Annotated in this window: 18 protein-coding genes; 11 read left to right on the top strand and 7 right to left on the bottom strand. The window is 70.3% G+C overall.

All coding sequences use genetic code 11. The features are described 5' to 3' along the window. Positions 1–21: 21 nt before the first annotated feature. Both ACQP0P_RS10445 and treS read left to right on the top strand, forming a co-directional pair. Positions 22–1,692, top strand: coding sequence for an asparagine synthetase B family protein (locus ACQP0P_RS10445; protein WP_433374138.1), 1,671 nt, complete (start codon positions 22–24; stop codon positions 1,690–1,692). A gap of 477 nt (positions 1,693–2,169) precedes the next feature. Continuing rightward, positions 2,170–3,867: a maltose alpha-D-glucosyltransferase gene (gene treS, locus ACQP0P_RS10440; RefSeq protein ID WP_433374135.1), complete on the top strand. Its 1,698-nt coding sequence runs from the start codon at positions 2,170–2,172 to the stop codon at positions 3,865–3,867. 41 nt (positions 3,868–3,908) lie between these two features. Here treS and ACQP0P_RS10435 read toward each other — a convergent pair whose 3' ends face one another. The 3 genes from ACQP0P_RS10435 to ACQP0P_RS10425 form a co-directional block, all read right to left on the bottom strand. Next, positions 3,909–6,188 (bottom strand): ABC transporter permease, encoded by a 2,280-nt coding sequence (locus ACQP0P_RS10435; protein WP_433374132.1) that lies wholly within the window; start codon positions 6,186–6,188, stop codon positions 3,909–3,911. Between the two features lie 89 nt (positions 6,189–6,277). Beyond that, entirely contained in the window at positions 6,278–7,021 is a 744-nt protein-coding gene (locus ACQP0P_RS10430) for an ABC transporter ATP-binding protein (protein ID WP_433374129.1), read from the bottom strand. Beyond that, complete coding sequence (locus tag ACQP0P_RS10425) at positions 7,018–7,515, bottom strand: PadR family transcriptional regulator (protein WP_433381793.1); 498 nt, start codon at positions 7,513–7,515, stop codon at positions 7,018–7,020. The genes ACQP0P_RS10430 and ACQP0P_RS10425 overlap by 4 nt, the downstream gene beginning before the upstream one ends. A gap of 140 nt (positions 7,516–7,655) precedes the next feature. On the opposite strand from ACQP0P_RS10425, the gene ACQP0P_RS10420 reads away from it, so the two are divergent. The 6 genes from ACQP0P_RS10420 to ACQP0P_RS10395 all read left to right on the top strand — a co-directional run bounded on the left by ACQP0P_RS10420 (position 7,656) and on the right by ACQP0P_RS10395 (position 13,902). After that, entirely contained in the window at positions 7,656–8,912 is a 1,257-nt protein-coding gene (locus ACQP0P_RS10420; RefSeq protein ID WP_433374126.1) for an ABC transporter substrate-binding protein, read from the top strand. A gap of 96 nt (positions 8,913–9,008) precedes the next feature. Then, a complete protein-coding gene (locus ACQP0P_RS10415) occupies positions 9,009–10,334 on the top strand; it encodes an ABC transporter substrate-binding protein (protein WP_433374123.1) in 1,326 nt (441 codons plus the stop codon). Between the two features lie 12 nt (positions 10,335–10,346). Continuing rightward, a complete protein-coding gene (locus ACQP0P_RS10410) occupies positions 10,347–11,804 on the top strand; it encodes an ABC transporter permease subunit (RefSeq protein ID WP_433374121.1) in 1,458 nt (485 codons plus the stop codon). Next, the gene (locus ACQP0P_RS10405; RefSeq protein ID WP_433374118.1) at positions 11,801–12,679 is read left to right on the top strand and encodes a carbohydrate ABC transporter permease; all 879 of its coding nucleotides are present in this window, start codon (positions 11,801–11,803) and stop codon (positions 12,677–12,679) included. Before ACQP0P_RS10410 ends, ACQP0P_RS10405 begins: the two co-directional genes overlap by 4 nt. An 82-nt stretch (positions 12,680–12,761) precedes the next feature. Then, positions 12,762–13,439 (top strand): uracil-DNA glycosylase, encoded by a 678-nt coding sequence (locus ACQP0P_RS10400; protein WP_350924588.1) that lies wholly within the window; start codon positions 12,762–12,764, stop codon positions 13,437–13,439. A gap of 100 nt (positions 13,440–13,539) precedes the next feature. Further along, positions 13,540–13,902 (top strand): hypothetical protein, encoded by a 363-nt coding sequence (locus ACQP0P_RS10395; protein WP_433374115.1) that lies wholly within the window; start codon positions 13,540–13,542, stop codon positions 13,900–13,902. Positions 13,903–13,989: 87 nt separating this feature from the next. Here the strand turns inward: ACQP0P_RS10395 and ACQP0P_RS10390 are convergent, their stop codons facing one another. After that, positions 13,990–15,279, bottom strand: coding sequence for a cryptochrome/photolyase family protein (locus ACQP0P_RS10390; protein ID WP_433374113.1), 1,290 nt, complete (start codon positions 15,277–15,279; stop codon positions 13,990–13,992). 152 nt (positions 15,280–15,431) lie between these two features. On the opposite strand from ACQP0P_RS10390, the gene ACQP0P_RS10385 reads away from it, so the two are divergent. From ACQP0P_RS10385 to ACQP0P_RS10375, 3 genes are all read left to right on the top strand, one after another. Further along, the gene (locus ACQP0P_RS10385; protein WP_433374110.1) at positions 15,432–16,346 is read left to right on the top strand and encodes a MerR family transcriptional regulator; all 915 of its coding nucleotides are present in this window, start codon (positions 15,432–15,434) and stop codon (positions 16,344–16,346) included. 123 nt (positions 16,347–16,469) lie between these two features. Next, positions 16,470–16,994, top strand: a complete 525-nt coding sequence (locus ACQP0P_RS10380; protein ID WP_433374108.1) for an RNA polymerase sigma factor — start codon at positions 16,470–16,472, stop codon at positions 16,992–16,994. After that, complete coding sequence (locus tag ACQP0P_RS10375) at positions 16,991–17,176, top strand: hypothetical protein (protein WP_433374105.1); 186 nt, start codon at positions 16,991–16,993, stop codon at positions 17,174–17,176. Before ACQP0P_RS10380 ends, ACQP0P_RS10375 begins: the two co-directional genes overlap by 4 nt. 33 nt (positions 17,177–17,209) lie before the next feature. On the opposite strand, the gene treZ is transcribed toward ACQP0P_RS10375, so the two are convergent. From treZ to glgX, 3 genes are read right to left on the bottom strand one after another with little or no spacing between them, the layout of a single operon-like run. Next, positions 17,210–18,925, bottom strand: a complete 1,716-nt coding sequence (gene treZ, locus ACQP0P_RS10370) for a malto-oligosyltrehalose trehalohydrolase (protein WP_433374102.1) — start codon at positions 18,923–18,925, stop codon at positions 17,210–17,212. Between the two features lie 3 nt (positions 18,926–18,928). Continuing rightward, entirely contained in the window at positions 18,929–21,415 is a 2,487-nt protein-coding gene (gene treY / locus ACQP0P_RS10365) for a malto-oligosyltrehalose synthase (RefSeq protein WP_433374100.1), read from the bottom strand. Continuing rightward, positions 21,408–23,513: a glycogen debranching protein GlgX gene (gene glgX / locus ACQP0P_RS10360; protein WP_433374097.1), complete on the bottom strand. Its 2,106-nt coding sequence runs from the start codon at positions 23,511–23,513 to the stop codon at positions 21,408–21,410. The genes treY and glgX overlap by 8 nt, the downstream gene beginning before the upstream one ends. Between the last annotated feature and the right edge of the window lie 38 nt (positions 23,514–23,551).

Here is a 23,551-nt window from a genome sequence, read left to right as displayed (position 1 = left end):
CGACACAGAGGAGTCAGTACGGTGCAGTGGCCGACGTTCAATGTGAGGCCGTACGTCTGCGGCGGCATCGGGCACCTCGACGAGGCGGTCCTGGAGACGCTGCGCGGGGCGGGACCGCGGGTCAGACCCGCCCTCCAGAGCCAGGACGCGGCCCTGTTCAGCTCCTCCCCGCTGCCGCCCTACCGGCGGGACGAGCGCGGCTGGGCCTTCGCCTGGGGGGAGCGCAAGCCCGACGGGGCGGCCCCCTGGAACGCGCAGTGGATCACTGTGGCCGAGACCTACGAGACGCCCGGCCTGATCGACGACGGCGAGCGGATCACCCTGCACGCCGGCGGCCTCGGCCTCGTGGACGTCTACTACCTGTTCCGCGGCGGGGCGCTCTACTTCTCCTCGCTGCTCGAACCGCTGCTCTCCCTGGCGCGCACCCCGTACGAGATCAACTGGGACGCCTGGGCCTCGATCATCCAGCTCACCTTCCCGCTGCGCGACGACACCCCGTACACGCAGGTGAAGCGGCTGGCCGGGGCGAGCGCGCTGGTCTTCGACCGGGCGTCGGGCCGGATCTCCGTCGAGCGGATGCTGCCCCGATGGCTGCGCGAGGAGCCGTACGAGGCGGGCAGGACCGCCGGGGAGATCCTGGAGATCCTGCACGAGGTCTACAAGGAACTCGACGGGCGCCCGCTGCTCGTACCGGTCAGCGGCGGCTACGACTCGCGGCTGCTCTGCTCGGTGGCGGTGGCCCGCGGCGCCGACGTGGAGTCGTGGACGACCAGCCCCGACGACGGCACCGACACCGACATCGTCTTCGCCAAGGCGATAACCCACGAGCTGGGCGTGCGCCACCGGGTGATCCCCCAGGACGCCGCCGCCTATCCCGACGACGCGCTGGCCGCGGCGCGGCGGCTGGAGTTCCTCACCCCGCACCACGCCTGGTACACCCCTTTCGCCCGCGAGGTGCACCGGGCCGGGCGGACCCTGGTCGACGGGCTGGCCGGGGGGCCGCTGCTGAAGAACTTCATGGTCAGCGGGGCCGCACTGGAGGCCTCCGGCCAGGCCGAGCGCAAGGCCGCGCTGCTCGGCTCGCTGGCGCTGGGCTCCTCCTCCACGCCCTTCCTGTCGGAGCGGGCGGAAGAGTGGATCACCGACAGCGTCGGGCACGCCTTCACCCAGTCGACCTCCATGCTCAACGGCCACCGGGCGGAGCTGCCGCTGTCGGTCCTGCACACCAGGACGGCGCGGGGCATCGCCCGCTCCCCGGTCAACCTGGTCGGCCCCGAGGTCTCGTTCACGGCGCCGTTCATGCACCCCGACTTCTTCGACGCGGCGCTCTCCGTCGGGGTGAACCGCAAGGACCAGGGGCGCTTCTACCGCGAGCTGCTGTACGCGGCCAACCCGCGGGTGGCCGCGCTGCCCTCCACCAACGTGGTCAAGCAGCCACTGGCGCGGGTCCCGCTCCGCTCGGCCGCCGCGCCCGCCAGGGAGTACGGCCACCGGATGCTCACCCTCGTCGCCGGCGCCGTGCCCTCGCTGCTCTCCGAGCAGTTGCACACCGTGATCGCCGAGGGCCCCGACGGCCTGACGCGGTTCAACGGCTGGAACGACCGTTTCTGGGTGCGCGGCCTGGTGCTGTTCGGCGCCTGGCTCGGCGACTACCAGGACCGCCTCCCCGACCTCAGCCCGCCCTGGAACTGACCCCCTGACGCCCTCCGTCCGCCGGGGCCCTACCACACGGCCCCGCGGAGTTTTCGCGCGCCCCCGGAATCGGGCTCGGCCACCCCTTCGAGAAGGCCGGAGCGCGTCCCCGCCGCACCGCGCGCGCCCCGGCCGGGTCCGCGGGCATAAGCCGAGGTCACCTCGTTGGGGCGGGTCGTGTTTCAGGCAGGAAAACGGTAAGCGACGCGGCGATTACGCGGGCATGGCGCGATGCGCGCCGCGATTCCGTGGGGCGGGGGCGGCGTACCACGCCAAGGGGGCTTCGAGGGGTTCACTCGGCTGGTAGTGTTCGGCCCAGAAAGCGCCACAACGGATGGCCCCGAATCACAAATTCGGCCTGTCCGTGGCCATGGAGCTCGTGGGGATGACGGCTCCCGCCGGCGCGGTCACCAAACATCATCAGCCGGAGCATCCGGTGACTTCGTCCTGCCCTTTATCACCGTGAGCGAGAACACGATGAACCCATCCCCCCTCCCCTCCCCTTCCCCGGAGTCCGTCGCCGAGGACTTCGTCTCGGCCGACCCCCAGTGGTACAAGCGCGCGGTCTTCTACGAGGTGCTGGTCCGCGGGTTCAAGGACTCCAACGGCGACGGCACGGGTGACCTGCGCGGCCTCATCGAGAAGCTGGACTACGTCCAGTGGCTCGGCGTCGACTGCCTGTGGCTGCTCCCGCTGTACGAGTCCCCCCTGCGTGACGGCGGTTACGACATCTCCGACTACATGAAGATCCTTCCGGACTTCGGCGATCTCGGAGACTTCGTGGAGCTGATCGAGTCGGCGCACCGGCGGGGCCTGCGCATCATCACCGACCTGGTGATGAACCACACCAGTGACAAGCACCCCTGGTTCCAGGCGTCCCGGCACGACCCCGAGGGCCCGTACGGCGACTTCTACGTCTGGTCGGACAGCCCGACCGGCTACCCCGACGCGCCGATCATCTTCATCGGCGCCGAGGAGTCCAACTGGACCTACGACCCGATCCGCAAGCAGTACTACTGGCACCGCTTCTTCCACCACCAGCCGGACCTGAACTACGAGAACCCGGCGGTCCAGGAGGCCATGCTGGAGGTCCTGCGCTTCTGGCTGGACCTGGGCATCGACGGCTTCCGCCTCGACGCGGTGCCCTACCTCTTCGAGCGCGAGGGCACCGACTGCTCCGGCCTGCCGGAGACCCACGCCTACCTGAAGAAGGTCCGCGCCGAGGTCGACCGCCTCTACCCCGACCGGGTGCTGCTGGCCGAGGCCAACGGCTGGCCCGAGGACGTGGTCGAGTACTTCGGCGACCCCGCGGTCGGCGGTGACGAGTGCCACATGGCCTTCCACTTCCCGCTCATGCCGCGCATCTTCATGGGCGTGCGGCGGGGCAGCCGCGAGCCGATCTCCGAGATCATGTCGCGGACCCCGAAGCTCCCCGAGAGCGCCCAGTGGGGCATCTTCCTCCGTAACCACGACGAGCTGACGCTTGAGACGGTCACCGAGGAGGAGCGCGACTACATGCACTCCGAGTACGCCAAGGACCCGCGCATGCGGGCCTACCTCGGCATCCGGCGCCGCCTCGCCCCGCTGCTGGAGAACGACCGCGACCAGATCGAGCTGTTCACCGCGCTGCTGCTCTCGCTGCCCGGCTCCCCGGTCATGTACTACGGCGACGAGATCGGCATGGGTGACAACATCTGGCTGGAGGACCGCGACGCGGTCCGCACCCCGATGCAGTGGAGCCCCGACCGCAACGCGGGCTTCTCCACGGCCGATCCCGGACGCCTCTACCTGCCCGCCGTGATGGACCCGATCTACGGCTACCAGGCGGTCAACGTGGAGGCGCAGCAGCGGAACCCCGCCTCGCTGCTCCACTTCACCAGGAACATGCTGGCGATCCGCCGTGAACACCCGGTCTTCGGCACCGGCGTCTACAACGAGCTGTGGTCCAGCAACCCGGCGGTGCTCAGCTTCGTCCGTGAGGACGGGGACGACCTGATGCTCTGCGTCAACAACCTGTCGAAGTACCCGCAGCCGGTCGAGCTCGACCTGCGCCGCTTCGCGGGGATGACCCCCGTCGAGGCCAGGGGCGGGGTGCACTTCCCCGCGGTGGGCGCCCTGCCGTACCTGCTGACCCTGCCGGGTCACGGTTTCTACTGGTTCTCGCTCAAGCCCTGAGGACGGCTTTCGAGGGTGGCCCCGGGACGCGTGTCCCGGGGCTATCTGGCCGTTACCGGGACCTGGGCGCGGGCCGCGCGGCCCGCCGGGATCAGCGTCACCAGCAGGGCGGAACCGACCGCGACGAGCACCGCGACGGCGAGCGTCAGGGCCGAGGGCGTACGGCCGATGCCGGCGCCGACGCCGCTGGTGTGGCCCTGCAGGTCGATCAGCCCGCTGACCAGCGAGGCCCCGGCCGCGGTGCCCGCGACCACACCCAGCACGATCAGCAGGCCGGTCCCGGTGACCAGGGTGGCGGCCACCTGCCTGGGCGTGAGGCCCATGGCCTTGAGCACCGCGAGATCGAAGGCGTGGTCGCGCAGGCCCAGGGCACCGGCCGTGAGGAGGTTGGCCAGGCCCAGCAGGGCGAGCACGCCGATCAGCGCCACGATCACCACCCGGATGATCGCGAGCCGCTCCGCCGGGTTGACCACCCGGTGCACCTCAAGGGCCTCTCCCGAGGCGGCCAGCAGCCGCGCCCGGACCTCGGCCGGGTCCGCGCCCGGCCTGAGCACCAGGCTGTAGAACTGCGGCGGCACCGCGTCCTTGGCCGCGAGGCTGTCGATGCCGAAGGAGAGCACCTCCCCGTCCTGGTCCGGTTCCACCACCCGGCCCACCAGGTGCACGATCAGCGGGGTGCCGCCCACGGTCAGCCGGACCCGGTCGCCGATCCGCACCCCCAGCAGGTCGAGCAGCCCCTGTCCGGCGACCGCCTCTCCCCTGGCGGCGTACATCCGGCCCTCGACCACCGAGAACGGGTACGGCTCGGTCGAGGTGCCCGCGGCGCGGGCCAGCACGCTCCTGGTCTGCTCGGGCTCCAGGGCGAGCACCTCGGCACCGGGATAGGCGGCCAGCACCTCGGGGTCGGCCCTGGCGATCCTGAGTGCCTCGTCGGCCGGTAGCTTGTCCGGGCGCACCGTGAGCGCCGCCGCCTGGCCCACCTGCTCGGGGTGACGGAGGAAGTCGTCCAGGGTGGCCCAGCAGCCGAGCCCGATGGTGATCATCATCATCGGGATCGCGACGCCGAAGATGCTCAGGAACGCCGGGACCCGCCTGGTGAAGGCGTCGCGGGTGCCCAGGACCAGGGCGGGCGGCAGCCGCAGCAGCAGCGCCAGCCGCGCCAGGCGCGACAGGTGCCCCCGGAGCGGCGCCGCCGGAGCCGCGGGGAGGGGAGGGGTGCGCCCGCCACGCCAGGCCGGCAGGGCCACCGCCACACAGACCACCGCGGCGGTGCCGCCGACGATGGCGAGCAGCGGGCCCGGCGAGAGCGGCAGGATCGGCACCCCGTCCAGGACGAACGAGGCGGCGACCTGACCGCACAGAAGCCCGATGACGATGCCGAGCAAGCCGAGCGCGCCGTGCTCGGCCATGAGCACGGCGAAGACCTGGCCCCGGGTGTAGCCGAGGGACTTGAGGGTGGCGATGTCACGGGTCTGGGTCAGCACCCGGCCGCCCACCACGTTGGCGATGGCGAGCGCGGCGGCGACCAGCCCGGCGATGCCGAACAGCGCGAGCAGCAGGCCGAGCAACCGGTTGTCCAGCTCCATCGAGGCGCGGACCTCGCGCCAGGTGGACATCCGCTGGATCTGCCCCTCCAGGAGGGTGACGGCGCCGTGGACGGCGGGCAGCGTGGCCTCGCCGTCGGCCAGGCGCAGCCCGGTGACCGACTCGCTGCGGCCCAGCGCGGGCTCGACCCTGGCCAGGACCGGCGCGAGCGTCCAGGCCAGGCCGGGCGTCCACTCGGGGTAGAAGCCCTGGTCGGTGCTGTCGGCCAGGCCGACCACGATGAGCGGGTGGGTGGCGCCGTTGAGCCCCGTCACCGGGAAGGGGCCGCCCACCCTCAGGTCGAGCGCCCTGGCGAAGGAGCGCTCGACGACCACGCCGTCGGTGTCGCCGGGGCGGAGCGGGCGCCCCTCACGGATCAGCGGGACGGCGACCCTCGGTGGCGTCGCGGACATCTCCCGCAGCGCCACCGGCGACTTCTTCCCGTCCAGGGTGAGCGTGACCGGAGCCGACCGGTAGGGGCCGGCGACCTGGACCACGCCGGGGAGTCTCGCCAGCGCGGCCGCCTCGGGGGCGTCCCTGGTGTGTATCCACACATGCGCACCCCTGGACTCGGCGAACAGGCTCCGCCACGGGTTGGTACCGTCCTCCAGCAGGGTCGCGGAGGTGATCAGCGCCGTGACGATCCCCGCCACGGCCAGCACCGTCAGCAGCGCCTGCGCCCTGCGTGCCCTGAGGTCGGCCCGGATCCACCTGTAGGAGGCGCGGGCGGTGCTCACCGCGACACCCCCCGGATCCGGGTCCGCACGGCCCACCCGGCGGCGTTCGGGAGCACGGGTCGAAAGGTCCCCGGCGGCAGGGGCATCGGTCAGCCTCTCAGCTCGACGACGTCGCCCGCGTTGCCCCTGGGACGGCGGCGGACCAGGCCGGCACCGCCGTCGTCGACGATCTGCCCGTCCAGGAGGGAGACCACCCGGTCGGCCAGGCTCGCCACCCGGGCGTCATGGGTGACCATGATCACGGTCTGGCCCTCGCGATGGACCTCGCCGAGCAGGCGCAGGACGTCGCGGGTGTTGCGGCTGTCGAGGTTGCCGGTGGGCTCGTCCGCGAGCAGCAGGCTCGGCTTGTTGGCCAGCGCGCGGGCCAGCGCGACCCGCTGCTGCTCGCCCCCGGCGAGCTGGGCGGGGGCTGCGTCGGCGCGCGCGGTCAGGCCGAGCTCGCCGAGCAGGTACTCGCGGCGCCGGCGGGCCTCGCGCGCGCTGACCCCGGCCAGCAGCGCGGGCAGCTCGACGTTGTCGGCCACGGTCATGTTGGCGACGAGGTTGAAGAACTGGAAGACGAAGCCGATCTTCCGGCGGCGGAGCAGCGCCCAGGCGCTCTCGTTCAGCGTGTCGGCCCGCTGCCCGTCGAGCCAGATCTCGCCGCTGGTCCTGCTCTCCAGACCGCCGATCATGTGGACCAGCGTGGACTTGCCGGAACCCGACGGCCCCATGACCGCCACGAACTCCCCCGCGCTCACCCGCAGGTCGACCCCCCGCACGGCGGGCACCGGTACCCCACCGTCCTGGTAGATCTTGACAAGGTTGACTGTGTCGACCACGGGAGACGTCAACTCAGGTCCTCCTGGCAGCGTTCGAGCCAGTCGAGGTCGGCCTGGAGGTGCAGCATGGCCCCCTCGACCAGCAGGAGCGCGACACGATTGTTCGGGTCGGTCCGCTCCGCGAGTTCGTTGAGGTCGCGCATGAGTCCCAGGTAGTGACGACGCTGGCGGTTGATCATCGCCATCCTGTCGGCGATGCCGGTCATCGGGGCGAGCACGAGCTTCATGAAGAACTCGTCCCTGACCCTGGGCCCCTCGGTGGGTTCGTCCACCCAGGTGTCGAGGATCTCGCGGCCCCCGGCCGTCAGGTGGTAGACCTTCTTGTTCGGCCGGTTGGACTGCGCGACGTCCACGGCGCGCACCAGACCGTCCTTTTCCAGGCGGCCGAGCGTGACGTAGATCTGCCCGATGTTCGGTGAAGGGTAGGCGCTCCCGAAGATCTGTTCAAGCGCCTGTTTGAGCTCGTAGCCGTGGGCAGGTTCCTTCGCGAGGAGCGCCAGCAGCATCAGCCGCACGCCCCACCTCCTCGAAGAGCTCGTTACGTGAGCGTTACGGGTTTATCCGTTGACGGTGATGTTATCGCTATGCATAACATGCATGCATCTACCTAACATGTATGTAATCAACTGGAAATCGGGAGGTCACGGTGCGCCGACTCATCCCCGTCGTGCTCGCCATGCTTCTCGTGGCGGGGTGCTCGGCGGCCGGCACGCAGGAGAGCGAGCGGTTCGGCGGAACCGGCCCGTTCACCCTGGTGATCGGGCGCCCCGCGACCGCCTACCTGCAGCCGCTGCTCGACCGCTGGAACCAGGCCCACCCCGAGGAGCGGGCGACCCTGCTCGAACTCCCCGAGGCGGCCGACGAGCAGCGGGCACAGATGGTCGCCAACCTCCAGGCCAAAAGCGACCGATACGACGTGATCGGGCTGGACGTGATCTGGACCGCGGAGTTCGCCGACGCCGGCTGGATCCTGCCGCTGGAGCGCTCGATGTTCCCGCTCGACCGGTTCCTGCCGCCGGTCGTCGACACGGCGATCTATCGGGACAAGCTCTGGGCGGTGCCCTACACCAGCAACGCCGGGCTGCTCTACTACCGCAAGGACCTGCTGGCCAAGGAGGGGTTCAAACCACCGAAGACCTGGGACGAACTGCGCACGCAGGCGCGCACCCTGCACACCAGGTACGACATCGGCGGCTACGCGGGCCAGTTCCTGGCCTACGAGGGTCTGACCGTCAACTTCACCGAGGCCGTGCAGTCCGCGGGCGGGCAGATCCTCAACCAGGACGGCACCACGGTGACCATGGACGTGGCCAAGGCCAAGGCCGGCCTGGACTTCCTGGTGGACGGGTTCCGGGAGGGCTGGATCCCGCAGGAGTCGCTCTCCTTCAAGGAGGACGAGGCGCAGCTCGCCTTCGAGGAGGGACGGCTGGCCTTCGCCCGCAACTGGCCGCACGCCTACGGACCGGCCACCGCCTCGGCGGTCGCCGGAAAGTTCGGGGTGACCCGGCTGCCCGGCCTCGACGGCCCCGGCACCGGCTCGCTCGGCGGCTACAACCTCGCGGTGAGCGCCTTCTCCAAACGGCAGAAGTCGGCCACCGAGTTCATCCGCTACTTCACCGGCCTGGAGAACCAGCGGCGGGTGCTCGCCGACGGCTCGTTCCCGCCCGTATGGGCCGAACTGTACGACGACCCCGCTCTGATCAAGCGTTTCCCCTACCTGCCGGTCCTGAAGCAGAGCATCCTCTCCGCTCGCCCCAGGCCCACCAGTGCCAACTACAACCAGGTGAGCCTGGTGATCGCCAGTGCGGTCTCCAATGCGCTCACCCCGCCCTTCGAGGAGGTCGGCGACGACGTTGTCGCCTCCATGAAAGGCCAGCTCGACGAGATCATCCGGGCTCGTTGACGCCGGGGTGACCCCCTGGCAGAAGCCGTCATCCCCATCTCGGCTGTTTGTACGTCCCCACGTATCCCCCCATCCCATTCAGGAGATCTGTTCAGCATGCGTAGAACCATTGCAGCGGTGACCACGGCGGGGCTCGCCCTGGCACTCGCGGCGTGCAGCGGCGAGTCGGCCACTCCGGCACCGGCCGGGAGCGGTGGCGCGTCCGCCTCCGCGCCCGCCGCCAAGACCCTCGAAGGAGTGTCCATCGAGGTCGCCGCCAAGTGGACCGGCCCCGAGCAGGCCAACTTCCAGGAAGTGCTCAAGGCGTTCGAGGCGAAGACCGGCGCCAAGGTCACCTATGCCTCCACCGGTGAGGACACCGGCGCCTACCTCGGTCCCCGCATCCAGGGCGGCAACCCGCCGGACATCGCGATCCTGCCCCAGCCGGGCCTGGTCAAGCAGTACGCGGACCAGAAGGCGCTCAAGCCGCTCAGCGCCGGGGTCCTGAAGCAGATCGACGACAACTACACCCCGTACTGGAAGGAGCTCGGCTCCGCGGGCGGCCAGTCCTACGGCGTGCTGGTGAAGGCGGCTCACAAGTCGCTCATCTGGTACCGCGACAAGGCGTTCCAGGACGCGGGGGCGCAGCCCCCGGCCACCTGGGACGACCTGATCAAGACCGCCCAGACGATCGCCGACTCCGGCACCCCGCCGTTCTCCCTCTGCGGCGCCTCCGGCTGGACGCTGACCGACCTGTTCGAGAACGTCTACCTGTCCAGCGCGGGCCCGGAGAACTACACCAAGCTCTCCAACCACGAGATCCCGTGGACCGACCCCAGCGTGACAGTCGCGCTGGAGAAGATCGGGCAGCTCGCCGGCAAGAAGGAGTTCCTGCTCGGCGGCTCCTCCGGCGCCCTGCAGACCGACTTCCCGACCTGCGTGACCCAGGTCTACGGCCAGGACAAGTCCGCCATGGTCATCGAGGCCGACTTCGTGGGCACCACCGCCGAGGAGTCGGGCGCCAAGCTGGGCGAGGAGGCCAAGTACTTCCCGTTCCCGAAGGCCGGTGACACCGAGCCGGTCGTGCTGGGTGGCGACATCGCGGTGGCGCTGAAGGACTCCGAGGGCGCGATGGCCCTGCTGGAGTTCCTCGCCTCCGTCGAGGGCGGCGAGATCTGGGCGAAGCTTCCCGGATACCTCTCGCCCAACCGCAACGTCTCGCCCGACAACTACCCCGCCGAGCTGACCAAGCAGCTCGCCCAGACGATCATCTCCGCCGGCGACGCGGTCCGCTATGACATGTCCGACCTGGCGCCGAGCGCCTTCGGCGGCACGGACGGCAAGGGTCAGTGGAAGCTCCTGCAGGACTTCGTCCGCGACCCCTCGGACGTCAAGGGCATCCAGACCAAGCTTGAGGCCGAGGCCAAGAAGGCCTGGAAGTAAGGGAGAGCGGCCGTGACCAACCGGTTAAACGGCCCGCAGGGCCCGCACGGCGACACCGCCGGCGGGTCCTCCCCCGGACCGGACGACACCCGACGACCGGCGCCCGACGCCGGCACCGAGGTCCGCACCCCCCCGCCCGCCGCCCCCGCCGGGGGCACCGCGCCGGTGGAGGCGAAGAGGGCCACCCGGCTGGGACCGCCGCCGAGCATGGCGATCTGGTTCCTGCTGCCGGGGGCGCTCCTGCTCGGCGTGATGGTGATCTACCCGATCATCTACTCGATCTTCCGCAGCCTCTACGACGCCAACGGCGACGGTTTCGTCGGCGCGGGGAACTACGCCACGATCTTCAGCGACTCCGCCACCCTGGTCACGATCAGGAACAACCTGATCTGGGTGGTGGTGGCCCCGCTCCTGGTCACCGTGATGGGCCTGATCTTCGCGGTGCTCACCGAGCGGATCCGCTGGGCCACGGCTTTCAAACTGATCGTGTTCATGCCGATGGCCGTCTCCCTGATGGCCTCCGGCGTCATCTTCCGCCTGGTGTACGAGCAGGCCCCCGACCGGGGCGTGGCCAACGCCGTGATCACCTCGGTGACCGGCCTCTTCGGCTCCGGCCAGGGCTACCCGGACGCCCGTCCCAGGGAGAACGACCAGGCACCGGTCATCGCCGCGCAGGGCGCGGTGGTGAGCAGGGGGCCCGCCGCCCCCGGGCAGGCGGTGCTCGTCCCGCTGGTCGGTGTGAAGCCGGACTCCCTCGCCTCGGCCGCGCCGGCGAAGGCGGCCCAGCCGGGTCCCGGCGAGCTGGCCGGGACGGTGTGGGTGGACTTCACCCAGGGCGGCGGCGGAGCGGTCAACCAGGTGGATCCGACGGAGAAGGGGCTGGTCGGGGTGACCGTGGAGGCGGTACGGGACGGCGCCGTCAAGGCCACCGCCCGCACCGAGGCCGACGGCACCTTCCGCTTCACCGGCCTCGCTCCCGGCGACTACCAGGTGCGGCTGCCGCAGTCGAACTTCCAGGCGGCCTTCAACGGGATCCCCTGGCTGGGACCGACCCTGATCACCCCGGCGATCATCGGGGCGTTCGTCTGGGTGTGGGCCGGGTTCTCCATGGTGCTGATCGCGGCCGGCCTGTCGGCCATCCCGCGCGACGCGCTCGAGGCGGCCCGCATCGACGGCGCCACCGAGTGGCAGGTGTTCCGCAAGATCACTGTCCCGCTGCTCGCCCCGGTGCTGCTCGTCGTGTTCGTCACGATGATCATCAACACGTTGAAGGTCTTCGACCTGGTCTTCGTCATCGCGCCGGGATCGGTGCAGCCGCAGGCCAACGTGATCGCGCTGGAGATGTGGCGCGTCTCCTTCGGCGGCGGAGGCAACCAGGGGCTGGGCAGCGCGCTCTCCATCTTCCTGCTGGTCCTCGTGCTGCCCTTCATGATTCTCAACATCCGCCGGTTCAGGAGGGACAACCAGTGACCACCTCCACCACCCTCGGCGCTCCACCGCGCAGCGTGGCGGGCCGCGTCGTCGACCGGATCGGCGGCGGCCTGGTCCAGGCGGTGCTGGTGCTGATCGGCATCTTCTGGCTGGTCCCGACCCTCGGGCTGTTCGTGGTCTCGCTCCGCGAGGAGACGGCCAACAACTCCACCGGCTGGTGGACCGCCCTGGTCAAACCCGCCGAGTTCACCCTCAAGAGCTACTCCGACCTGCTGGCGAGCGGGTTCACCGCGTCGTTCTGGAACACCGTGTTCATCACGGTGCCCGCGACACTCCTGGTGATCGGCATCGCGGCCATGGCTGCGTACGCGTTCGCCTGGATGGAGTTCCCCGGCAGGGACGCGCTCTTCCTTGTGGTGGTCGGCCTGCTGGTGGTGCCGATCCAGATCGCGCTGATCCCGATCGCGAAGCTCTACGGCACGGTCGGCATCTTCGGCTCCATCGCGGGCGTGGTGCTCTTCCACGTCGCCTTCGGGCTTCCGTTCGCCATCTTCCTGCTCCGCAACTTCTTCGCGGGCATCCCCCGCTCGCTGCTCGAGGCGGCGCGGATGGACGGCGCCGGCGAGTGGAAGATCTTCTCGACCGTGGTGTTCCCGCTGGCCAAGCCCGCGGTCGCCTCGCTCGGCATCTTCCAGTTCCTCTGGGTCTGGAACGACCTGCTCGTCGCCCTGGTCTTCGCCAACACCGAGAACCAGCCGATGACCAAGGCCCTGCAATCCCAGATGCGGCAATTCGGGACCAACGTGGACATTCTTGCGCCAGGTGCTTTCCTGTCGCTGATCATCCCATTGATCCTCTTTTTCGCCTTCCAGAGGTATTTCGTCCAAGGGATGATGGCCGGCTCGGTGAAGTAGAGACAGAGGCAGGCCCGGTGCGGCGCGCGCTGATTTCCGGCACACGCCGTACCGGGCCTAAAACATCGATAGGGTCCTGCACATGGCCGCACGTCCCTTGAACGAAGTCGTGGAAGCCGGGTGGGCCAAGGCCCTGGAACCCGCTGCCGAGAAGATCGCCGAGATGGGCGAGTTCCTCCGGAGGGAAGTGGCGGAGGGCAGGCAGTACCTTCCGTCCGGGGCCAACGTGCTCCGCGCCTTCCAGCAGCCCTTTGACCAGGTCAAGGTGCTGATCGTGGGACAGGATCCGTATCCCACGCCAGGTCATCCCATCGGTCTGAGCTTCTCCGTCGCCGCGGACGTACGCCCGATCCCGGCCAGCCTGCGCAACATCTACAAGGAGCTCACCGAGGATCTCGGGCTGCCGATGCCGAGCAACGGCGACCTGACCCCCTGGACCGAACAGGGCGTGCTCCTGCTCAACCGGGTGCTCACCGTCATGCCGGGCAAGCCCGCCTCGCACCGGGGCAAGGGCTGGGAGGAGGTCACCGAGCAGGCCATCAAGGCCCTCGTCGCACGCGAGCAGCCGATGGTGGCGATCCTGTGGGGGCGCGACGCCCGCAACCTGCGCCCGATGCTCGGCAAGATCCCGGCCATCGAGTCGGCCCACCCCAGCCCCCTGTCGGCCCGCAGCGGCTTCTTCGGCTCCCGCCCGTTCAGCAAGACGAACGAGCTTCTCCAGCAGCAGGGCGCGACCCCGGTGGAGTGGAAGCTCCCCTAGCCCCGTCCCGCGGATCTTACGGCGAGGAGCAGCGGGCAAAAGATCCAACGGACAGGCCCCAGGCCCTGTCCGACCCACACCAGGCACTAGGATTTCCACCATGAGTGATGAATCGGGCACTGAACGCTATCTGCGTCTGACTGTTGAGCTGACCGTGGAGGTGCAGGACATCGCCTCCCTGCAGGCCGCCGCGTTGAAGGAGATCAACCACCCTGACGCCGACCTGGACGACGACGAGCGCAAGGAGCAGGCCGAACTGGTCTCGGCCGACGAGACCGGCGCCACGGCGCTGCAGTGGCTGATCGAGCCGGACCACGTCCTGGGGTTGATCGAGCACGTCGAGCAGATCGAGCCCCGCGAGGCCGTGCTGGGCGTCGAGCCCTCCGACGGCCCCTCGGACGAGGACGAGGACGAGGACGACCACGTGGGCCACGACCATGCCGGTCACAACCACCGGCACTGAGAACATCCCCGTAACCCCGCCGGTGGGCGGCCTTTCCGGCCAGAAAGGCCGCCCACCGGCGGGGTTTTCGGCACCGGAGCACTCACCTCAGTCCACGGAGACGAGCGGCGCGGGATAGCCGGGGACGCCCGAGGGCAGTTTCCACGGCTCGTGGACAACCCGCTTCGGCAGGGCGGCGAGCTCGGGGACGTAGCGGCGGACGTACTCGCCGTCCGGGTCGTACCTCTTGGCCTGCCGGATGTGGTTGACGGGCCGGTTGGGCCGGGTGTCGTTGCCGGTTCCCGCGACCCACTGCCAGTTGCCGTAGTTGTTGGCCACATCGCCGTCGAGCAGCCGCTCGAAGAAGTGGTCGGCCCCGACCCGCCAGTCGACCCGCAGCCGCCTGACGAGGAACGAGCCCACGATCAGGCGGGCCCGGTTGTGCATCCAGCCCTCGGCGAGCATCTGCCGGATCCCGGCGTCCACGATGGGGATTCCGGTCATGCCCTCCTTCCACGCCTGCGCCGCGTGGTCGTCGTCGCGCCACTCGTGCCCGCGCGGGCGGTAGTCGTCCCGGTTGATCCGCGGGAAGGCCCGTGTCACCTGGTGGAAGAAGTCCCGCCAGCACAGCTGCCTGACGAACTCGCCGGTGTCCCCGGCCTCCCTGGCCAGCGACTCCAGCTCCAGCGGCGAGACGCAGCCGAAGCGCAGGTAGGGGCTGAGCCTGGAGGTGCGGTTGCCCGCCATGTCGTCGTGGCCGTCGGCGTAGTCGTCCACGCAGTGTCTCAACCACTGCTCCATCCTCCGGCGCCCGACCGTCTCACCACCCCTGAACAGCTCGTACGTCTTGTGTCCGGGCTCGGGTAGCCGGCCGGGGCTCAGTGCCCGGGGGACACTGACCATGCCGGGTGCCTTGAGCACCTCCCTGCGTGGTCGCCGGCTCCAGGCCCGCCAGTAGGGGGTGAAGACCCGGTAGTGGTCACCGCCGCCCGACGGCCTGAGCGCGTCCGGCGGCACGATCGTCAGGCCGGGGAAGGTGCGGAACTCCACCCCCGCGCGCTCGCACTCCGCCGCCAGGCGCCGTTGCCTGCGGTGCGCGAGGGCGCTGACGTCCATGGCGGCGTGGACCGCCCCGGCCCCCGACTCCCCCGCCAGGCGCATCGTCTCCGCGACCGGATCACCCCTGCGCACGACCAGCTCACCACCCCGCTCACGGAGCGATCCGCGCAGGTCGGCGAGGCATTCGGCGAGAAATCCCAGGCGGTTGCCGGCGGGTATGTCGGGGTCGATGACGAAGAGTGGTATGACATGACGTGCGCGCTCGCACGCAGCGGCGAGCGCCGGGTGGTCGTGCACCCGGAGGTCACGGCTGAACAAAACGATCACAGTATCGGCCACGTTTTCCTTTCGCCGGGTCACGCTCCGCCGGTTGCATCCGCCGGGGGTTCGGAACTCGAAGGAATGTCCAGGGAGCGACCGCTCGTGTCGCCTGTCACGCTGGTACGGCGGTAGCGGGCCTGAAATGGGATGAGATGGAAAAGCAGCGACAGGTGACCGCTGATGAGGAGCCGGGATACGGCATCGGCGCCGTCTCACGACGCCTCGGCGTGCCCGCCCCCACGCTGCGGACCTGGAACCTACGCTACGGCGTGGGCCCGAGCCGCCGGAGCCCCGGGGGGCATCGACGCTACGACACCCGCGACCTGTGGCGCCTGGAGGAGATGAACCGGCTCATCAGGAGCGGGGTGCCCCCCTCCGACGCGGCACGGGAGGTCCTGAGGATCGAGACCGTCCCCCCGGCGGCTCCGGAGGTGGCCACCGAGGAGATCCCCTCCTTCCCCGTGGCGGAGCGGCCCGGCATCCCCACGGCGGCGATGCTGGCGCGGGCGGCGATGACGCTGGACAGCCGAACCGTCCACGACTGGATAGAGGCGTCGCTGGCCAGGCACGGCGTGCCGTGGACCTGGGAGCGACTGGTGCTGCCGGTCTTCGAGACGATCTGCGACCGCCAGGCCGAGAGCGGCGCGAGCGTCGAGATCGAGCACCTGTTCTCCGACCGGCTGCTGGCGGCGCTGATCCGGCTCACCACACGCCCCGCCCAGCCGGTCAACACCCGCCCCGTGCTGCTCGCCTGCGCCGAGGACGAGCAGCACAGCCTGCCGATCTACGCACTGGCCGCCACGCTGGCCACCGACCACCAGGTGGAGACCCGGGTGCTGGGCGCCAGGACCCCGTACCCGGCGCTGGCGGACGCGATGCGCCGGCTGGGCCCCTCGGTGGTCTTCGTCTGGTCCCAGCTGCCCACCACCGGTGACCCCGCCCCGCTCGCGTCGCTGCCCGTGCTCCGCCCGCCGAGCCTGGTCGTCGCGGGCGGTATGGGCTGGTGGGAGGGGCTGCCGGTGTCGGTCCCCCACGTCACGTCGTTCCAGGACGCGCTCACCCGCGTCCTCGCCGCCCTGGCCTGAGTCCCCCCAGCTCGCCCCGCTCCCTCCCGTTGACCGGCGTGCCGCCGTGCCCTGCTTGCGATCACGTCGACCGGCCGGGTATGAATAGGTTTTGAATAAGTTTTCTCGGTGAGCGGAGGCGTCATGACGGACACCCTGAACATCCGGTTCGCCGAGGGCGACGATGCGGCCCTGGCCGAGTGCTTCAACGCCCACGGCTCCCTCATCCGCTCCTACCTGCGGCGATTCGTACCGCAGCAGGAGATCGAGGACCTTCAGCAGATCGTGTTCGCCGAGGTCTGGCGGTCACGGCACCGCTTCGACCCGGCCCGCAGCCTCCCCGCCTGGATGCTCGGCATCGCGCACAAGCGTGCGGTCGACCAGCTTCGGACGCGCACCCTGCGGACGGTGCCGCTGGACGTGGTGGCGGATCCGGTCGGCGACGACGGCAGGGTCGACGGCGACGGCATGGCCGAGCGCGACCAGGTGCGCCGGGCGCTGGCCAAGCTGCCCGAGTCACAGCGCCAGGCGATCGAACTGGCCTACTACGGCGACCTGACCCAGCGGGAGATCGCCGAGAGGCTGAGCGTCCCGCTCGGCACGGTCAAGGCCCGTACCGCCCGCGGTCTGCGCCGCCTGTCCGACATCCTCACCCCGGCCGCGGCGTGAACGGCCGGGCGGACGGCACGGCCATCATGGAGCGGATCTTCGCCCACCTCCGGCTCCGCGCGCTGCTGGGGAGCGACCGGCGACCCCGGGACCTGGTGTCCTCCCACACCCGGCACAAGATGCGGTTGCCGGCCCACCACCCCGTGGCCTACCGGCAGGCGGGGCGTCAGGTGACCGCCTGAGCCTGTGGCCACGCGGCGGTCAGCCGGGCGGGTTCAGAGTCTCACCACCGCGAGGGAGCGGGCGGGCAGGGACAGCTCCTCTCCCCGCACCGTCGCCGACGGGTCCGAGGCGAGCATGATGTGGCCGGGCGCGGACCGTCCTGGCCCGAGCCTAACGGTGAGCGGGACCGGACCGAGGTTGGCCGCCACCCTGAGCCCTCCCCGGTGGACGACCAGCCAGGACTCGCCGTGGTCGACCCGGACCCGATCCAGTCTCGGGTCCGTCAGCTCGGGGTGTGCCCGGCGCAGCGCGATCAGGGCCCGGTACCAGTCGAGATGGGCCCGGTGGGCGTCGTCGTCCAGCTCGCTCCAGTCGAGCTTGGAACGCAGGAAGGTCAGCTCCTCACCGGGATCGGGGGCCTTCTCCGCCCAGTCGTCGTAGCCGAAGCCGACGAACTCCCGCCGCCGCCGGTCGGCCTCGCCCTCGCGCAGGTGCGGCTCGACGTGATCGGTGAAGAACAGGAACGGCGTGCGCGCGCCCCACTCCTCCCCCATGAACAGCATGGGGGTGAACGGCGAGGTCAGCAGGAGCCCGGCGGCCAGCCGGAGCGCCTCGGGCGCCAGCCGGTCGCCCTCCGCGCGGTTGCCGATCTGGTCGTGGTTCTGCGCGCAGCAGACGAAGCGGTAGCCGGGCAGGTGGGCCGCCGACCGGCCGTGGGACCGCCCCCGGAAGGACGAGTAGGTCCCGTCGTGGTAGTAGGCGCGGGTCAGCACCTTGGGCAGTGCCCCGTAGAAGTCGTCGTAGTAGCCGTGCCGCTCCCCGCTCACCGCCACGTGCAGGGCGTGGTGGACATCGTCGTTCCAGGCGGCCGCCAGACCGTACCCCCCGGCCTCGCGGGGGGTCATCAGCCGGGGGTCGTTGAGGTCGGACTCGGCGATGAGGGCCAGCGGCCGGCCCACGGCCGCCGACAGCGCCTCCGTCTCGGCGGCGATCTCCTCCAGCAGGTGGACGGCCCGGTCGTCGCGCAGGGCGTGCACGGCGTCCAGTCGCAGGCCGTCGATGTGGTAGTCGCGCAGCCACTGCGTCGCGTTGCCGACGAAGTAGGCGCGCACCTCGTCGGAGCCGGGGCCGTCCAGGTTGACCGCCTGCCCCCAGAAGGAGGAGGCGCTGGAGTGGAAGTAGGGGCCGAAGGGGGCGAGGAAGTTGCCCGAGGGACCGAGGTGGTTGTAGACGACGTCGAGGATCACCCCGAGCCCGCGCCGGTGGCAGGCGTCCACCAGGCGCTTGAGCCCGTCAGGGCCGCCGTAGTTGTCGGTGACGGCCCACAGGTCCACGCCGTCGTAACCCCAGTTGCGCCCGCCGGGCACCGGCGGCACCGGCATGATCTCCACGAAGTCGACGCCGAGCTCCGCCAGGTGTTCCAGCCTGCCGATCGCCGCGTCGAAGGTGCCCTCGGGGGTGAAGGTGCCGATGTGCAGCTCGTAGATGACCGAGCCCGGCAGGTCACGCCCCCGCCACAGGGCGTCTCCCCACTCGAAGCGGTCGTGGTCGTAGACCCGGCTCGGGCCGAAGATCCCCTCCGGCTGCCAGCGGGTACGGGGATCGGGCAGCGCCTCGCCCCCGTCCAGCCGGAACCGGTAGTCGGTGCCGTGCCCGGCACCGGGCACCTCCGCGGACCACCAGCCGCCGCCCGCGGACGACATCGGGTGGCGGACCTCTCCGATCTCCACGTCCACCGCCGTCGCCCGTGGCGCCCAGACCTCGAACATGGGTCAGTCCCTTTCCAGGAGTGCGACGGGGTGAACCGAGAGCAGGTGTGCGAGCGGGATCCTGCCGGTGTGCTCGGCACCGGAGAGCAGGTCCCGCCAGGTACCGTGCGGCAGGGTGAGCGTGCCGCTCCCCCAGCCGCCGCGCCGCTCCAGGCCGACCGGCAGCCGGGTGGCCACCGCCACCGCCCGCTCCCCCCTGGCGAAGGCGATCGCGTGCTCTCCGGCCTCGATCGGGACGTACGGTGCCGCGGGGTCCAGCCTCCGCCGCAGGTCCAGCGCCCGGCTGGTGATCGCCAGCTTGGCCTCGTCCCATGACAGGCCCTCGGTGGCGGGACTCGGGTGTGCCTGCTCCGGGTGGGCCTGGCTCGCATGGGCCTGGGCCGCCGAGAGCATCCGGCGGCGCAGCGGGAAGTCGACCGGGCGGCGGTTGTCCGGGTCGACCAGGGAGAAGTCGGTGATCTCGTTGCCCCAGTAGAGGTCGGGCACGCCGGGCAGCATGAGCTGGACGAGCTTCTGGCCCAGCGAGTTGGACCTGGCGTACGGCTCGATCCGCGCGGTGAACTCCTTGATCGAGGCGCCGCACTCCTCGACGGCCCGGGTGACGAAGTCGCGGATGCCGCGCTCGTAGGCCGGGTCGGGGGTGGCCCAGGAGATCGAGGTCTTGGCCTCGCGGGCCGCCTTGAACAGGTAGTCGAAGAACCTGTCGGGGCCGATCGGCCAGGAGGCCATCAGGTTCTGCCAGGCCAGGTAGTCCAGGGCCGGGTCGAAGGAGACCTTGGCGGACCACTCGCCGACCGCCGCCGCCCACTCCTCCGGAAGCTCGGACAGCACGGCCAGCCGGGCCCGCACGTCCTCCGAGCGCTTGGTGTCGTGGGTGGACAGCGTCGTCATCGTGCCCGGCGGCATCCGCCGGCAGAACGCGTGGAACTCCTCGATCGGCTCACCGAACCTGTCGGGCTCGCCGCCCACCTCGTTCAGGCAGGACAGCGGGTACCAGCGGTAGAGGGCGGTGTCCTCCACTCCCTTGGCCATCACCGGGCCGCAGGTCTGCTGGAAGCGGGCGACCGCCTCGGCGGGCCCGGCCAGCACCCGCTGGACGACCTCCGCCACCGGGGCGCCCTCGGGCAGCCGCCCCGCGGCGACCTGTCCGGCCTCCTCGACGATCTGGGCCGAGATCTCGGGCACCGGCTCGCCCGGCACCACGTAGGCCCGGTAGACCGGCATCGCGGCGAGCAGCTCCACCAGCGTCCGGCGGTCGGAGCCGACGACGGCGTGCAACCTGTCGATCTCCGAATCGAAGAACAGGCTCAGCACCTCCGCCTTGGACTCGCGGACCACCGCGGCGTAGCCGGCGGGCATGCCGGTCTGCCGGGTGAACAGCTCCACCAGCGGCTCTTTTCCCGCCGGGTCGACGAACAGCCCGGTGATCCGGTTGAGCACCTCGTAGCCGGTGGTCCCGTCGCACTCCCAGTCCGCGGGCAGCCGTTCGGAGCCGATCAGGATCTTCTCCGCCACGGTCCACACGCCCGAGGCGGCGCGCAGCCGCGACAGGTAGCCGCGCGGCTCGGCGAGCCCGTCGGGGTGATCCACCCGCAGCCCCTGGATGATCCCCTCCCGGACCAGCGAGAGGATGACGGCGTGCGTGGCGTCGAACACCTCCGGGTCCTCCACCCGCAGCCCGATCAGCGAGGACACGTCGAAGAACCGGCGGTAGCCGGGCCCGCGCCGCCAGTCGACCAGCCGGTAGTTGGTGTCCGGCAGCGGGAAGACGTGGTCGTGGTAGCGCAGCACGTCACCGTCGGCCACCACCTCCCCCGAGTCGCCGAGCACCGGCATGTTCACCCTGCCGTCGCCACCGGCCCAGTCGATGTCGAACCAGGACGCGTACGGCGACTTCCGCCCCTCGGCGAGCACCGACCACAGTTGCGCGTTGCCCGACTCCGGCACCGGGACCGTCATGTGGTTGGGCACGATGTCGACGACGACGCCGATCCCGTGCTGGGCGAGCGTCGCCGACATCGCCCGCAGTCCCTCGACCCCGCCGAACTCCTCGCGGACGCGCGAGTGGTCGGTCACGTCGTAGCCGTGCCGCGACTCCGGCACGGCCTGCAGGATCGGCGACAGGTAGACGTGGCTCACCCCCAGGTCCCGCAGGTACGGGGCCAGCTCGGCCACCTTGTCGAACCCGAAGTCGGGGGTCAGCTGGAGCCGGTAGGTCGAGACCGGCACCTCGTAGGAGCCGGGCGAGGGCGGGGGCTCGGGTACCTCCTCGGGGAGCTCCGCCGGCTCCGGCACGTCCTCGCCGAACAGTGCCGCCCCGGGTCCCGGCAGGACCTCGCCATGGGCGACCTGCGGCGGGACCACACCGGGCACCGGCTCTCGCGGTACGACAGTGGGCACCGGCTCGGGCGGGACCACACTGGGCGCGGGCTCCAGGGGAGCGGGCCCGGGGTCGGGCTCGGGGGCGGGGTGCGTGATGGGCTCAGACACGGCGCAACACCCTCACCGAGCGGCCGACCACCGGCACGCTCTCGCCGGCCCGGCAGAGCCGGGTGTCAACCGTGATCGGCATCGCCGTGTCGATCTCTGTCAGCCACATCTCACCGTAGTCCTTCGGAAGGGTGAACTTGATGACGTCGTGGTGGGCGTTGAACAGCAGCAGGAACGAGTCGTCGACGATCTGCCGCCCCCTGCGGTCGGGCTCGGTGATGGCCTCACCGTTCAGGAAGACGGCCAGCGACCTGGCGTAGCCAACGTTCCAGTCGGCATCGGTCATCTTCTCCCCTCTCGGAGTGAGCCAGGCGATGTCGCTGAGGTTCTCCTCGGAGCCTCGTACGGGCCGCCCGTAGAAGAACCTGCGCCGCCGGAAGACCGGGTGGTCGGCGCGGAGCTTGGCCAGCCGCCGGGTGAAATCGAGCAGCAGCCAGTTCTCCCTGACGTCGGACCAGTCGACCCAGCTCAGTTCGTTGTCCTGGCAGTACACGTTGTTGTTGCCCCGCTGGGTGCGGCCCAACTCGTCGCCGTGGGAAATCATCGGAACGCCCTGGGACAGGAAAAGAGTGGTCAGGAAGTTGCGCTTCTGCTGCTCGCGCAGGGACTCGACGGCCAGCGGGGCGGGCCCCTCCTCACCGCAGTTCCAGGAGCGGTTGTCGTCGGTGCCGTCCCGGTTGTCCTCACCGTTGGCCTCGTTGTGCTTGCCGTTGTAGGAGACGAGATCCTGCAGGGTGAACCCGTCGTGGCAGGTGACGAAGTTGATGGAGGCGGCGGGGCGGCGGCTGTCGTCCTGGTAGAGGTCGCTGGAGCCGGTCAGCCTGGAGGCGAACTCGGGCAGCGAGGCGGGCTCACCCCGCCACAGGTCACGGATCGTGTCACGGTACATGCCGTTCCACTCGGTCCACCTGGCGGGGAAGTTGCCCACCTGGTAGCCGCCGGGGCCGACGTCCCACGGCTCGGCGATCAGTTTGACCTGTGACAGCACCGGATCCTGCTGGACCAGGTCGAAGAAGGCGCTCAGCCGGTCGACCTCGTGCAACTCCCGCGCCAGCGTCGCGGCCAGGTCGAACCTGAAACCGTCCACGTGCATCTCGATGACCCAGTAGCGGAGCGAATCCATGATCATTTGAAGCACGTGCGGAGAGCGCATGAACAGGCTGTTGCCGGTGCCCGTGGTGTCCAGGTAGTACCGCCTGTCGTCGTCGACCAGACGGTAGTAGTCGGCGTTGTCGATGCCCCGCATGCTCAGCGTCGGGCCCAGGTGGTTGCCCTCGGCCGTGTGGTTGTAGACCACGTCGAGAATGACCTCGATGTTCGCCTCGTGCAGGGCCTTGACCATGGCCTTGAACTCCAGCACCTGCCCGCCGCGCTGCCCGGTGCTGGAGTAGGCGTTGTGCGGGGCGAAGAACCCGATGCTGTTGTAGCCCCAGTAGTTCGTCAGCCCCCGCTCGACGAGGACGTGGTCGGTGACGAACTGGTGCACCGGCATGAGCTCGATCGCCGTCACCCCGAGCGCGGTCAGGTGATCGATGATCTCCGGATGCCCGATCGCCGCGTAGCTGCCCCGAATCCGCTCGGGGATCTTCGGGTGGTTGATCGTCAGCCCCTTGACATGCGCCTCGTAGATCACCGTGTTGTGGTACGGAGTGCTCGGCGGCCGGTCGTGCCCCCAGCCGAAGAACGGGTTGATCACGATGGAGCGCGGTACGAACGCGGCCGAGTCCGCGTCGTTACGGCTCTCCTGATCACCGAAGCGGTAGTCGTACACCGCCTCGTCCCAGTTCACGTCCCCCTCGATCGCCTTGGCGTACGGGTCGAGCAGGAGCTTGGCCGGATTGCACCGCTGTCCCCTCCGCGGGTCGTACGGGCCGTGCACGCGATAGCCGTACCGCTGCCCGGGACCGACGCCGGGCAGGTAGCCGTGCCAGACGAAGCCCTCGCACTCGGTGAAGGTGACTCGTGTCTCCCGGTTCTCCTCGTCGAACAGGCACAGCTCGACGCGTTCGGCGGCCTCGGTGAAAAGCGCGAAGTTGGTCCCCGCGCCGTCGTAGGTGGCCCCGAGAGGATAGGGATCACCCGGCCAGATCTCGATCATTGCACCGCCCTTCAGCGGTGAACAGATATGCCCCGTCT

This window comes from Streptosporangium sp. CA-115845, assembly GCF_050943795.1.
Lineage (GTDB): Bacteria > Actinomycetota > Actinomycetes > Streptosporangiales > Streptosporangiaceae > Streptosporangium.
The sequence above is the reverse complement of the archived record's forward strand: the minus strand, read 5'-3'. Positions and strand labels throughout refer to the sequence as shown.